The sequence below is a fragment of the Aromatoleum sp. genome (assembly GCF_035254505.1).
Lineage (GTDB): Bacteria > Pseudomonadota > Gammaproteobacteria > Burkholderiales > Rhodocyclaceae > Aromatoleum.
Map to the genome: position 1 here is coordinate 24,973 of NZ_DATFAO010000094.1, position 12,872 is coordinate 37,844.

Sequence of the window (12,872 nt, forward strand, 5' to 3'; positions counted from 1 at the left end):
GCGGGCCTTTTGTTTTGTGCAGGACCGGCGGTCAGGCAGCGCGGCCGAGCCGGTAAACGGCGACGCTCGCGAGGAAGTTGGGCTCGTCGACGATCACCGTCTCGCCGTCGAAGGCGAGGCGCTCATGCACGACGATGCCGTTCATCTCGCACAGTGCATCGAAGTCCGAGATCGTGAAGAAGCGTACGTTCGGCGTGTTGAACCACTGGTGTGGCAGGCTCTCCGACACCGGCATGCGGCCATTGAGGATGGCTTGGCGGTGGCGCCAGTAGCCGAAGTTCGGGAAGCTCACGACCGCCTCGCGGCCCACGCGCAGCATCTCGGCGAGGATGCCCAGCGTGTTGTGCATCGCCTGCAGCGACAGGCTCATGATGACGTGATCGAAGAAGCCGTCCTCGAAGCCCGCGAGGCCCTTTTCCATGTCGATCTGGATCACGTTCACGCCATTCCTCGTGCAAGCGATCAGCTTGTCCGGATCGTTCTCCACGCCATAGCCCTGCACCTGACGCACTTCGCGCAGGTGCTTCAGCAGGCTGCCGTCGCCGCAGCCCAGGTCGAGCACCTTCTCGCCCGGCGAAATCCACTGCGTGATCACTTCGTAGTCATAACGGTAGGCACTCATGGTCAGACCTCGATGCGATCGAAATAGGCGGTGAGCAGCGCGTGGTACTGGGCGTCGTCGAGCAGGAAGGAGTCGTGGCCGGCGGCACAGTCGATCTCGGCGTAGCTGACGTTGCGTTGGTTGTGCATCAGCGCGTAGACGATCTCGCGGCTCCTCGGCGGGGCGAAGCGCCAGTCGGTCGTGAAGGACACGACGAGGAAGTCCGCCGTCGCGCGTGCGAGCGACGCCGGCAGGTTGCCCGCGTGCTCGAAGGCGGGGTCGAAGTAGTCGAGCGCCTTGGTGGTCAGCAGGTAGGTGTTGGCGTCGAAGAAACCGGCGAACTTGTCACCCTGATAGCGCAGGTAGGACTCGATCTCGAACTCGACATCGTAGCTGTAGATCGCCTTGCCGTGGCGGAGGCTCCGGCCGAACTTGTCGCCCATCGAGTCGTCGGACAAGTAGGTGATATGGCCGATCATGCGCGCGAGTTTCAGCCCGCGAGCCGGCACGACGCCGTGCGCGTAATAGTCGCCGCCGTGGAAGTCCGGGTCGGTCAGGATCGCCTGGCGCGCGACTTCGTTGAACGCGATGTTCTGCGCGGTGAGCTTGGGCGCGGAGGCGATCACGACGGCGTTGGCGACGCGTTCCGGGTACTGCAGCGTCCACGACAGCGCCTGCATGCCGCCGAGGCTGCCGCCGACGATCGCGGCGAAGCGCTCGATGCCGAGCTGGTCGGCGAGCCGTGCCTGGGCTGTGACCCAGTCCTCGACCGTAACAAAGGGGAATTCCGCGCCCCAAGGCTTGCCCGTCGTCGGGTTGATCGAGCTCGGGCCGGTGGTGCCATAGCAGCCGCCGAGGTTATTCACGCCGATGACGAAGAACTTGCGCGTATCGAGCGGCTTGCCAGGGCCGACGAGGTTGTCCCACCAGCCGGTGCTGTTGGGCTGGTCGGCGTAATGGCCGGCGACGTGGTGCGAGCCCGACAGCGCGTGGCAGACGAGCACGGCATTGCTCCGCGCGGCGTTGAGTTCGCCGTAGGTCTCGTAGACGAGGTCGTATTCGGGCAGGATGCCGCCACTGCGCAAGGCGAGCGGATCGCCGAAGTGCGCCCGCTGCGGGGCGACGATGCCGACGGATTGGGGTTGGATCATGATCGTGTTCTTGTAAACGAAAAAAACCCAGCCGGCTTGAAAAACGCGGACTGGGTCGTCCTCGCTTTAGCCGTATTTATTGAGCGCCCGCAAGCTGTGGTTCAAATCGGCGCTGAAGGCAGAAAACTAGCCTGCGGCGGGCGGATTGTCAAATTCGGCCGCTGGCGCCGAGAGCTCGAAGCGGTTGCGGCCCTTGTGTTTGGCGCGGTAGAGCGCGTCGTCGACGCGTTTCATGAAGGCGGTCAGGTCTTCACCCGGTTGCAGGCAGCCGACGCCGAGCGACACGGTGATCGTGCGCTGGCGGTCGCCGATCACGAAGGGATCGGCCGCGATGCAGGCGCGCAGTCGTTCGGCGCTGTCGGGCAGCGCGGACGCGACGGTCTCGGGCAGCAGCACTAGGAACTCCTCGCCGCCCCAGCGTGCGCACATGTCGTATTCCCGGATCGAGGCGGCGAGCCGCGCGGCTACCGCCGCGAGCGCCTGGTCGCCGACCTCGTGGCCCCAGCTGTCGTTGATGCTCTTGAAGTGGTCGATGTCGACGAGCGCGATCGCGACGGCCTTGCCGCTGCGTTGAGCACGGCCGTGCTCCTCGTTGAGTCGTGCAAGTGCGTGACGGCGATTGGGCAGACCGGTCAGTGCGTCGCGGTTGGACAGCCATTCGAGGCGCTGGTTGAGCTCGCGCAGCATGCCCTGATAGCGGTCGCTGATACGCACGATTTTCTCGAGCCGGCGCAACTGGTCGCGGTAGTTGAGCGCATGGCCCGCGCCACGTGCGCGTTCGGCCGCCTGGTAGCGGTCGCTGATGCGCGTGATGCGGTCCATCTGGTTGAGCTGGTCGTAGAACGCCGCCATCAGCTCGGTGAGCGGCGTGCGCAGCGGGTTGTCCTGCTGCGCCGGATCGGCGAGCAGCTCCTCGATGCGCTCGAACAGCGGGCGCTCCTCGTCCGACCTCGGGAGGGTGGCGCCGCTCATGCTAGGACTCCGGAACGATCTCGAAGGGGAAGGTGTAGTCTTCCTTGAACTCCCCCGCGAGGTCGGCAACCCGTTCGTTCTTGCGGTCGTAGCGCCAGGTTACCGACACCGCGCGGCCGCGTTCGTGGGCTTCCTGGAGGGTGTCGAAGATTTCCATCATCGCGCGCACGCTGCTCGTGTTCAGATACAGCAGCTGCAGGTCGACGGCGAGCGGCCGTGTTCCGCCGCCGTCGAGAAAGGCGCCAACCCACTCAAGGACGGGCTGGAACAGTTCGAAGGAGTTTTCCGGATACGAGTCTCCGCTCATTTCCAGTCGTCCGGCGCTCCCGTCCGCACGGATGCGCGGGGTCGATTCGCTGCCGGCAATGTTGATGTCGTTCACGTCAGTCCTCGAATCAGAGCCTGTGAATGTCTCTCTTGGTCTTGTACCGATTGCTGCGTCGTTCATGTGCTGACGCCTCGCCCGTCTGTTTGATGTTTTTTGTTGTTCACCCGTTCTTGCGCATTCGGCGCTCGGTACAGCTCGTTACGATTTCTTCACGGCATTCAGATCACGACGCGCAGGCTGAAAAAGGCGTGGGCGTCGTCCAGGGGTTTGAGATTGCATTGCAGCGGCGCGCTCGCGCGACGCGCGAGGTCGATCAGGCCGAGGCCTGCGCCGGTCTTTGCGTCCGGGTCGCGCGGGGCGCGCATCTGGGTCTTGAATGCGGCCTTCAGTTCAGCCTTGTCCATCGCTGCGAGGGCGGCGATGCGCTGTACGAGCCCCTCACCGTCTTCGGTCAGCACGACGTTGCCGGCGCTGACCACGTAGCGGCCGTCCTCGTCGCGCGACACGATGATCGTCGCCTCCGCTGCGGCACCGCTGACGCCGCGCGAAGCGGCATAGTGGCGGATGTTCTGGCTCAGCTCGATGTAGGCCGAGAACACGTCTGTGACAGCCGACGGCGACTCGGCGAGCCCTTCCATGTGCTTGCGCAGGGCCTTGCCGATTTCCTCCATCAGCGTCGCGGAAAACGGCCCGTTGAAGCCCAGCATGATGCCCTGGCGCGTGAATGCCTCACGTAGCGTCAATACGTCGACCTGTTCCATCCTCACTCCCCGTAAGTCGTGCCGGGCGCATCGCCCCGGCCGGGAATCGTAAAACACAATACTGCGATGTCATCGCGCTGAGGGCGATCGCCCTGGTGCTCGCCCAGCTCGCGCAGCAGAATTTCCTGGCGTGCGCGCATCGGCTGAGCGTCAAGCGCGGCGAGTGTCTCGGCGAAGCGGCGCGCGCCGAAGCCGTAGCCGTGCATGCCGCCTGCCTGATCGAGAAAACCGTCTGTCGTCAGATAATACGCCGCTCCGGGTTCGACGGACATGACGTGGTTCTCATAGTGGCCGCGACGCCGCTCGCCCAGGCTGCGGCGGTCGCCGCGGAGGCGCGTGCAGACGCCGTCGGCGCAGTGATAGAGGTCGAGGTGGGCGCCCGCGAAGCTCAGCTGCCCGCGCACGTGATCGACGCGGCACAGCGCCGCATCCATGTTCGTTGCGAGATGGCGGCCCACGGTATCGTCGGGCAGCAGCGCGCGCACCGCCACGTCCATATGCGCGAGCAGTGCCGCCGGATCGGCGAGGCCGAGTTCCTGCACCGCCCGATCGAAGGCGGCGTGCGCGATCATCGTCATGAAGGCACCCGGTACGCCGTGACCGGCGCAGTCGACGAGGCCGATCACGAAGCCGTCGGCATCCTCGCGGAAGAGGTAGAGGTCGCCGCCGACCGTGTCGCGCGGCTGCCAGAGCACGAAATGGCGTTCCGGCAGCGCGCGGGCGAGGGCGTCGCGCGGCAGCATCGCGTCCTGGATCAGGCCCGCGTAGCGGATGCTGTCCTGGATCTGGCGATGGGCTTCGGCGATGCGGTCGTGCGCGGCGGCGAGGTCCTGCGTGCGCTCGGCGACGCGGCTCTCGAGGTCGCGGGTGTGGGCGTCGATCTGGCGCGCCATGCCGTCGAACACGCGGGTCAGTTCGCCGAGTTCGTCGTTGCGACGCGAGCTGAGGCGCAAGCCATAGTCCCCCGCCGCCAGCCGTCGGGCGGATTCGGTGAGGCGGAGTAGCGGGTTCAGGATCATGCGATCCACGCCCATGCTGACTGCCGCAGCGAAGAGCAGGATCAGCACCAGGGTCGCGAGCGCGATCGGCCACAGCGCGGCCTCGTCGATGACACGCGCGGCGCCTGCGTCGACCGCGCTCAGCACGTACCAGTCGAGGTCAGGCACGTAGGCCACGCCGAGGATACGCGGTTGGCCGTCGAAACGGACTTCCAGCGTGCGGCTGCCGCCCTTGGCTGCCCGCAACTCGGCGAAGCTGCGCTCGAGCTCGGCGCGGTCGGCGTCGCGGGAGATCAGGCGGTAGAGCGTACGCTCCGGCGTCGCCTTGGTCAGCGCCGAATACTCGATCAGCTTCGGGTCCGGGTGAGCGAGGATCGCTCCCGTGCCATCCACGACCAGGCTCGTGACTCCGGGGTCGCCGGTCGCGACGAATTCCGCGAGAAAGCGCGTCAGATCGAGCCCGGTGCCGGCGAGTCCGAGCACGCGTTGCTGGCCGCCCTTGTCCTCGTCCTCGTGCACGAGCACGTTGAACCAGATCTTCGTGACCCGTAGCGTCTCATCGACGTTGACGTTCAGAGTGTAGGGCCGGCCGCTGCGGACCGTCGCGTAGAACCACGCGTCCTTCGGCTCGTCGGGCTGCAGCGTGTAGCGCGGCTCCTGCGCCGCCGCGGGATCGTTGTGGTCGGTAAAGTGGTAGCGGCCGGACGGATTCGCGATCAGGAAGGCCGAGCCGTCGGCGAAGGCCGCGCGAAAGCGTTCGAGGTCGGCAAACGCCGTCGCGGGATCGTGGCCGTCGCGCAGGTAGGCGCGCACGCTCCCGAGTTCGGCCAGGCGCTGTGAAAGGCTCAGTTCGCGCGTGATTGGCGTGACGAGCTTCTGCGCCTGCAGCAGCGCGTGGTTACGCGCGTAGGCGGCGCCGAAGTGTTGGCGGAAGACGTCCAGTCCGGTCCGGCCGGCGAGCAGCGCGATCAACAACAGCAGGGCGAGCAGTGCAGTCAGCCACAGCCCTGATTTCCAGCGTAGTCCCATGTCGCCTTCGTTCCTAGCCCGCCAGCCGCATCACCGCTTCGCGCACTTTCGATTGTTCGTCCATCTTCAGGATGCGCTGCACGCGCGGCGCGAGTTCGTCGACGTCGGCGCGAAGGACCTGCTGCTTGATCTCAAGGATGTGGCCGGGGTGCATCGAGAAGTTGCGCAAGCCCATGCCGAGCAGCAGCAGCGTGTAGGCGGGGTCCCCCGCCATTTCGCCGCAAACCGACACCGGCAGGCCGAAGCGCGCGCCGGCCTGGATCGTGCCGCCGATGAGCTTCAGCACCGCCGGGTGCAGCGGGTCGTACAGGTGCACGACGGCCTCGTCGGAGCGGTCGATCGCGAGCGTGTACTGGATCAGGTCGTTGGTACCGATCGACAGAAAGGACAGGCGCCGGATGAACATGCCGAGCGCGAGCGCCGCGGCCGGCACTTCGATCATGCCGCCGATCTCGACGCGCGGGTCGTACTTGATCTTCTCGACGTCGAGCTCGGCCTTGGCCTTTTCGATCAGGCGCAGCGTCTGGTCGATCTCGTGCGCGTGCGCGAGCATCGGAATCATGATCTTGAGCTGGCCGTGCACGGACGCGCGCAGCAACGCGCGTAGCTGCGTCAGGAACATCTGCGGCTCGGCGAGCGAGTAGCGGATCGCTCGCAGGCCCAGCGCCGGGTTCGGTTCGAAGCGCGCGCCGACGCCGTTGAGCGCCTTGTCGGCGCCGACGTCGAAGGTGCGGATCGTCACCGGCTTGCCGGGCAGCGACTTCAACACCGTGCGATAGGCTTCGTACTGCTCCTCCTCGTCGGGCAGCGAATCGCGGCCGATGAAGAGGAATTCCGTGCGGTAGAGGCCGACGCCGTCGGCGCTGACCGCCTTCACCTGGCCGAGATCCTTCGGGCCTTCGATGTTGGCGAGGAGGTTCACGTCCTCGCCGTCGAGCGTCGTCGCGCGGGTGTCCTTCAGGCGGTTGAGCTTGGAGCGTTCGAGCTCGAGCTCGCTGCGGCGCAAGCGGTATTCTTCGACGATGTTCTCGTCCGGGCCGACGATCACAACGCCGCGCGTGCCGTCGATGATCAGCAGTTCGTCTTCCTCGACGAGCTGGCGGATGTGATGCAGGCCCACGACCGCCGGGATGCGCAGGCTCCGCGCGACGATCGCCGTGTGGCTCGTCGGGCCGCCGACGTCGGTGACGAAGCCGGTGATGTTGTGGTCGCGGAAACCGATCGTGTCGGCCGGCGACAGGTCGTGCGCGACGATGATCGTGCCCAGCCCGTCGCGCCGCTTTGGCGGCAAGTGTTGGGGCTGGCCGAGCAGCACCTTCACGAGGCGCTCGACGACCTGCACGACGTCCGCCTTGCGTTCGCGCAGGTACGGGTCCTCGATCTGGTCGAACTGGTCGACGACGAGCTCCATCTGCTGCACCAGCGCCCATTCGGCGTTGCAGCGCCGCGTCGTGACGAGCTCGCGTGCCGCTTCGAGCAGCATCGGGTCGGCGAGCATCATCAGCTGCAGGTCGACGAAGGCGCCGACCTCGCTGTGCGGCTGGCCGGCGGTCGAGGCCTTGAGGCCGATCAGTTCCCCCTGCACGGTCGCCACCGCCTCGTTCAGGCGCTCGACCTCCTCGGGGAGGTATTTCGCGGCGACGTGGTAGTGGTTGACCTCCAGCATCGCGTGCGACACCAGATGGACGTGGCCGATGGCAATGCCCTGCGAGACCGGAAGGCCGTGGAGGGTGAAGGCCATGCCTTACTCCCCTTCGCCGAAGCGATCGGCGATCAGGTCGAGGATGGCCTGCAGTGCGCTGTCGGCGTCCTGGCCCGCCGTTTCCACCGTGATCGTCGCGCCGCGGGCGGCCGCGAGCATCATGACGCCCATGATGCTCTTCGCGTTGACGCGCCGGCCGTTGCGCTCGAGCCAGACGTCGCAGCCGTAGCTGCTGGCGGTCTGCGTGAGTTTGGCCGAGGCACGCGCATGCAGTCCCAGCTTGTTGATGATTTCGACTTCGGCTTTGGGCATGGGCGGCTCAGAACTCGAAAACGGATTGACTGTGCGTGACGGTTGCTGCCTTGCTCATTCGTTCATTCCTCCCTTGCGTGTCTCATGTGTGTCGTCGTTCGTTCGCGACGATTTCTCCACGGTTTCTTACTTGATGTGCAGCACGCCATCGCATCCGCCGGTCACCGCGCGCTGCACCAGCGTCTGCATGTCGCGTTCGCGGTAGGTCAGCACCCGCAGCAGCATCGGCAGATTGACGCCGGCGATGCCTTCGATGTGACCCGGGTCGAGCAGCTTGGCGGCGACGTTCGAAGGCGTGGCGCCGTAGATGTCCGTCAGCATGAGCACGCCGTGCCCCTTGTCGACCCAGCCCAGCATGTCACGTGCAATCGGCAGCATGTCGAGTGGATCGTCCTGGCCTGACAGCCCCAGTTGCGCGATCTGTGCCGGACGCTTGTTGAGGACGTGGCACGCGCACTGGATGAGGGATTCGCCGAGCGTCCCATGGGTTATCAGGAAAATGCCGATCATGTCGTTCGCTGCTGGTGATTTCAACGATTGTAGCCGAGACCGGCGCCCGGCACGCGTACGCGTATGAACGCGCGACGACGGCCGCCGGCGCCGGCTTCAGGGACGCAGTTTCGCGAGCGACTGCTGGCAGGGGGAGGCGACTGGGTCGCCCGGATCGATGAAGGGGATGATCGCGGCGAGCGGATTGACGAAGCCGAGCGCGATGCCTGCGAGGGCGCGGGCGGCGAGCGGCCCGCCCTCGGGCGCGACCTGGGGGGCGACGAAATGACCGCGCACGCGGATCGGCGTGCGCAGCGTGAAGGGCGAGACGTTGCGTGGCTTGGCCGTGAAACGGAGGTCGAGCGCTTCGTCGGCGAGATTGATCTTGCCGTCGAGCAGCACCAGCGTGACGGGCGTGTCGACCAGCGCGACGCGCGGCGTGAGCTGGCCATCGTGGGTGACGAAGTCGGCGACGGCGCAGCTCACGGGCAGGGATTCGTCGCCTCGCAGAACCATCCCCAGCCCCTGCGCAACGTCGAGGCCCAGGACTTCAATGACGAGGTGCGAGATGCTGCCCTTGCGCACGCCGAGCGTGATCTCGCCGTTGAGCGAACCGACCAGCGCCGCCGTCGATCGGCCGCTGCCGGTGAGCTTTGCACGCCCGTGCAGTGAACCGGTGAAGTAGGGCGGCGGCGTCTTCGTTTCGCCTTTCGCCTTGGCTTCGTTGGCCCGCGTCCGCGAAGCGCCGATCCAGTCCTCGAGCCGGATGTCTTCCCAACCCAGATTGGCCGCCCATTCCGGCAAGCGGCGGTCGGCGTCGACCGCGATCTCGCCGTGCAGATGTCCTTTCGCGGTGCGTGCATCGATGCCGGTCAGCGCGAGCCGTCCGCCTTCCAGGTTGAGGGTCGCGCGCAGCGGCGAAATCGGTTGCGAGAAGGCGCTGCCGAGGTCTACGTGGTGGAGATCGACGGCGACGCGCGCATCCATCTTCTTCAGCTCCGGCAGGTTCAGCTCGCGATCCGGCAGCGCGCGCCCGGGCGGCGGCCGCACCGGCGTACCGTCGGGATTGCGCGTCCCGAAGGCCGGTGCGAGGTCGGCCAGGATGAACTGCTCGCCGCCCAGTTCGCCCTCCAGGCGGGGCGGGGACTTGCGCGCGTCGTAGCTGAAGTGGCCGTGGACGGCACTGTTTCCGACGCGCGCATTGTCGATATGGGCGCGCCACAGCTCACCGTCCTTTTCCAGCGTACCGCGCAGCGAGAATGCCGAGGTCGTCGGTAGCACGATGTCGAAGAGCTGGCCGAGCACGCCCAGCGAGGGCCCGCTTGCAGCGAAGGTGCCGCGCAGGTCGCGGGCGCCGGACAGATCGGCGACTGTGCCGTCGAATTCGGCATGCACGCCGCCGTAGGCGACGCGGCCCTTTACCGGTACCGGCGGCGCGCCCGCGGTGTTTTCTGCGAGCCGCAGGAAGCCCGCGGCACTGAGCGTCGCGTCGAGCGGCTTTCCTCGCAGCCGGCCGCGCACGGTCGCGCGCGAGGTCGGCGTGCCTTCGGCCGCGCCCTCGTCGGTCGCAAAGGTGGCATTGAGTCGTGTGGAGGTCGGAACGTCGTCGACATCGATGGTGCCATCACGGACCGCCAGGTGGGCGATCGTCGGCGGAGGCGTCGCGGGCTTGTCCGGGCGCGGTTCGCCGAACTGCCAGGTCGCCGGTCCATCGGCTCGGCGATGCAATTGGGCGTCGATTCGGGCAACGTCGATCGTGTCGATATGCAGCTGACTCGACTCGCGCAGTGCAAGCAGGTCCTCGTAGCGCAGCCTCAGATCGATGGCGTCGGCATCCACCAGATGGGGCACGTCGAAACCTTCCGGCGCGGCGATCCACAGACCGCCCGCGTGGATACGCACGGCGCCCAGCAGATGAAGCCGGAAGGGCGGGGCGATGCGCATCGGACGCCCGAAGCGCTGGGTCAGCCGGCTTTCGAGCGGGGACCGCAGGAAGGGCCAGCCGGCGATTTCGCCCAGGGCGAGGCCGCCGACCAGGATCAGCAGTAGCGCCAGCAGGACACGCCATACACGACGGGCGTGGGGGCGTGGAGATTCGGCCATCGCGTACGCTCACCGTAGGGGTACGGCTTTATGACCGCGCTCCCTCTACCCGGAGTTTCCCGAAGAGAGTTCTTGTTACCGTACGTATGGCGGGGTCGCGACGCGCCGATCAGAGGTTATGGCAGAAGCCACAGAGGGCGTTGTTGGTGGTCGCGGCGCGCACGTATTCGATCGGGTGGTCGGCCGCGGGAGGGCCGACGCCGTGCTCGATATGACAGGAGGAGCATTCGATCATGTCGCCGTCGATCGACCGAAAGATCTGCACTTCGTCGGGATCCGGGATGCCGTCCCCGTTACGGTCGAAGAACAGGATGTCGGCGACCACCGCGTCGGTGGCGTTGTATTCGGCCTTGACGGGATAGGCTACGTGTACCGGATGGTGGCCGGGCGTATTGAAGTAGTTCGTGAAATCCGGAGCCGTGCTTTCGGGAAGGACGGCGTAATGGCAGCTTCGGCAGTCCTGATAGTCGGCGCGAACGGACGCGATGGCGGCCATCGCCAGCAGTGCTGCGCACAGCAATCGGATTGCTCGTGTCGTGACCAAGACCAACCGCCCAAGAGAGAGCCCCACAATCGGGACGTCATAGGCGGGCGAGTATACCCCCACAAATGGGGTATATGCAATATGCAAGCATCGGAAACTTTCGTCAGATGCTGTAGGAAAACTGCAGCCTCCCCGGGCTGCGCTGGCGGTTCGGGGAGGCGATAGCGCTTACTCCAAGCCTTGGCTGGCGAGGTATTCCTCGTAAGTGCCGCGGTAATCGATGATCTTGCCGTCGAGCTTGATTTCGATGATGCGGGTGGCGAGCGAGGACACGAACTCGCGGTCGTGCGAAATGAAGACCAGCGTGCCGGTGAATTTTTCGAGGCCGGTGTTGAGCGACTCGATCGATTCCATGTCGAGGTGGTTGGTCGGCTCGTCCATCAGCAGCACGTTCGGGCGCGACAGCATCAGCTTGCCGAAGAGCATGCGGCCCTGTTCGCCGCCGGAGATAACGTTCACCGGCTTGCGCACTTCGTCGCCGGAGAAGAGCAGGCGCCCCAGCGTGCCGCGGATCAGCGTCTCGAGGTCCTCGCCGGTGACCGAGGCGGTCACGCGCGCGTATTCGGCAATCCATTCGGTGAGCTTCTCGGTGCCGGCGAAGTCGGCCGAGTGATCCTGTGCGTAGTAGCCGGGCTTGGCCTTCTCAGCCCATTTGATGGTGCCCTTCTGCGGTTCGAGGACGCCGACCAGCAGCTTCATCAGCGTGGTCTTGCCGACGCCGTTCTCGCCGATGATCGCGACCTTCTCGCCCGCCTCGATGGCGATCGTGAACTTGTCGATGAGCGGTTTCTGCATGCCTTCGTAGCCGAAGGACAGGTTTTCGATTTCGCAGGCGAGGCGGTGCAGCTTGTCCTTGTCGTCGTAGTCGAAGCGGATCCATGGGTACTGGCGGGAAGACGGTTTGACGTCCTCGGGCTTCAACTTGTCGATGAGCTTGAGGCGGCTGGTGGCCTGCTTGGCTTTGGACTTGTTGGCCGAGAAGCGGCGGACGAATTCCTGCAGGTCCTGGATCTTCTCCTTCGCACGCGAGTTCGCGGCCTGCTGGCGCTCGCGGGCGAGGGTCGACGCTTCCATGTAGTCGTCGTAGTTGCCGGCGTAGACGGTGATCGTGCCATAGTCCAAGTCCGCCATGTGGGTGCAGACCTGGTTCAGGAAGTGGCGGTCGTGCGAGATGATGACCATCGTGCTGTTGCGCTGGTTGAGCACGTCCTCTAGCCAGCGGATGGTATTGATGTCGAGGTTGTTGGTCGGCTCGTCGAGCAGCAGGATGTCGGGGTTCGCGAAGAGCGCCTGGCACAGCAGCACGCGCAGCTTCCAGCCGGGCGCGACGTTCTTCATCGGTCCGTTGTGCAGCTCGGTGCCGATGCCCACGCCCAGCAACAGCTCGCCCGCGCGCGATTCGGCGGTGTAGCCGTCGTATTCGGCGAACTTGCCTTCGAGTTCGGCCGCGTGCATGTAGTCTTCTTCGGTCGCCTCTGGGTTCGCGTAGATCGCGTCCTTCTCCGACATGCAGGCCCACATTTCCTCGTGGCCCATCAGGACGACGTCGAGCACGCGCATGTCCTCGTAGCCGAACTGATCCTGGCGCAGGTAGGCCATGCGCTCGTTCGGATCCTTCGAGATGTTGCCGGCGGACGATTCAAGCGCGCCGCACAGGATCTTCATGAAGGTCGACTTGCCTGCGCCGTTGGCGCCGATCAGGCCGTAGCGGTTGCCTTCGCCGAACTTGACGGAGACGTTCTCGAACAGGGGCTTGGCCCCGAACTGCATGGTGATGTTGGCTGCGACGAGCACGGCGAATCCTGTTTTACAGATAAAACAAAGCCTTGCATTGTACTCCAGAAGTGTGCTGCATGTTCGTGCGCGCGCCGGATAGTGAGGG

12 protein-coding genes are annotated in these 12,872 nt (G+C 65.7%); all 12 read right to left on the reverse strand.

Going from position 1 to position 12,872, the window contains the following annotated elements:
• Positions 1-31 precede the first annotated feature (31 nt).
• The 12 genes from metW to VJ673_RS20035 all read right to left on the reverse strand — a co-directional run bounded on the left by metW (position 32) and on the right by VJ673_RS20035 (position 12,784).
• Positions 32-622, reverse strand: a complete 591-nt coding sequence (gene metW / locus VJ673_RS19980; protein WP_324127923.1) for a methionine biosynthesis protein MetW — start codon at positions 620-622, stop codon at positions 32-34.
• A gap of 2 nt (positions 623-624) precedes the next feature.
• Entirely contained in the window at positions 625-1,752 is a 1,128-nt protein-coding gene (metX, locus tag VJ673_RS19985) for a homoserine O-succinyltransferase MetX (protein ID WP_324127924.1), read from the reverse strand.
• Positions 1,753-1,878: 126 nt separating this feature from the next.
• Positions 1,879-2,724, reverse strand: coding sequence for a biofilm regulation diguanylate cyclase SiaD (gene siaD / locus VJ673_RS19990; RefSeq protein ID WP_324127925.1), 846 nt, complete (start codon positions 2,722-2,724; stop codon positions 1,879-1,881).
• Position 2,725: 1 nt separating this feature from the next.
• Positions 2,726-3,106, reverse strand: a complete 381-nt coding sequence (gene siaC / locus VJ673_RS19995; RefSeq protein WP_324127926.1) for a biofilm regulation phosphoprotein SiaC — start codon at positions 3,104-3,106, stop codon at positions 2,726-2,728.
• 164 nt (positions 3,107-3,270) lie between these two features.
• The gene (gene siaB, locus VJ673_RS20000; RefSeq protein ID WP_324127927.1) at positions 3,271-3,813 is read right to left on the reverse strand and encodes a biofilm regulation protein kinase SiaB; all 543 of its coding nucleotides are present in this window, start codon (positions 3,811-3,813) and stop codon (positions 3,271-3,273) included.
• Positions 3,814-3,815: 2 nt separating this feature from the next.
• Positions 3,816-5,840, reverse strand: coding sequence for a biofilm regulation protein phosphatase SiaA (gene siaA / locus VJ673_RS20005; protein WP_324127928.1), 2,025 nt, complete (start codon positions 5,838-5,840; stop codon positions 3,816-3,818).
• A 13-nt stretch (positions 5,841-5,853) separates the two neighbouring features.
• Entirely contained in the window at positions 5,854-7,581 is a 1,728-nt protein-coding gene (gene ptsP, locus VJ673_RS20010) for a phosphoenolpyruvate--protein phosphotransferase (protein ID WP_324127929.1), read from the reverse strand.
• A 3-nt stretch (positions 7,582-7,584) separates the two neighbouring features.
• Positions 7,585-7,854, reverse strand: coding sequence for an HPr family phosphocarrier protein (locus VJ673_RS20015; RefSeq protein WP_324127930.1), 270 nt, complete (start codon positions 7,852-7,854; stop codon positions 7,585-7,587).
• Between the two features lie 126 nt (positions 7,855-7,980).
• On the reverse strand, positions 7,981-8,364 hold the full coding sequence (locus VJ673_RS20020; RefSeq protein ID WP_324127931.1) for a PTS sugar transporter subunit IIA: 384 nt from the start codon (positions 8,362-8,364) through the stop codon (positions 7,981-7,983).
• 96 nt (positions 8,365-8,460) lie between these two features.
• Positions 8,461-10,446: an AsmA family protein gene (locus VJ673_RS20025; RefSeq protein ID WP_324127932.1), complete on the reverse strand. Its 1,986-nt coding sequence runs from the start codon at positions 10,444-10,446 to the stop codon at positions 8,461-8,463.
• Positions 10,447-10,555: 109 nt separating this feature from the next.
• The gene (locus tag VJ673_RS20030) at positions 10,556-10,966 is read right to left on the reverse strand and encodes a hypothetical protein (RefSeq protein ID WP_324127933.1); all 411 of its coding nucleotides are present in this window, start codon (positions 10,964-10,966) and stop codon (positions 10,556-10,558) included.
• 192 nt (positions 10,967-11,158) lie between these two features.
• Complete coding sequence (locus tag VJ673_RS20035; RefSeq protein ID WP_324127934.1) at positions 11,159-12,784, reverse strand: ABC-F family ATPase; 1,626 nt, start codon at positions 12,782-12,784, stop codon at positions 11,159-11,161.
• Between the last annotated feature and the right edge of the window lie 88 nt (positions 12,785-12,872).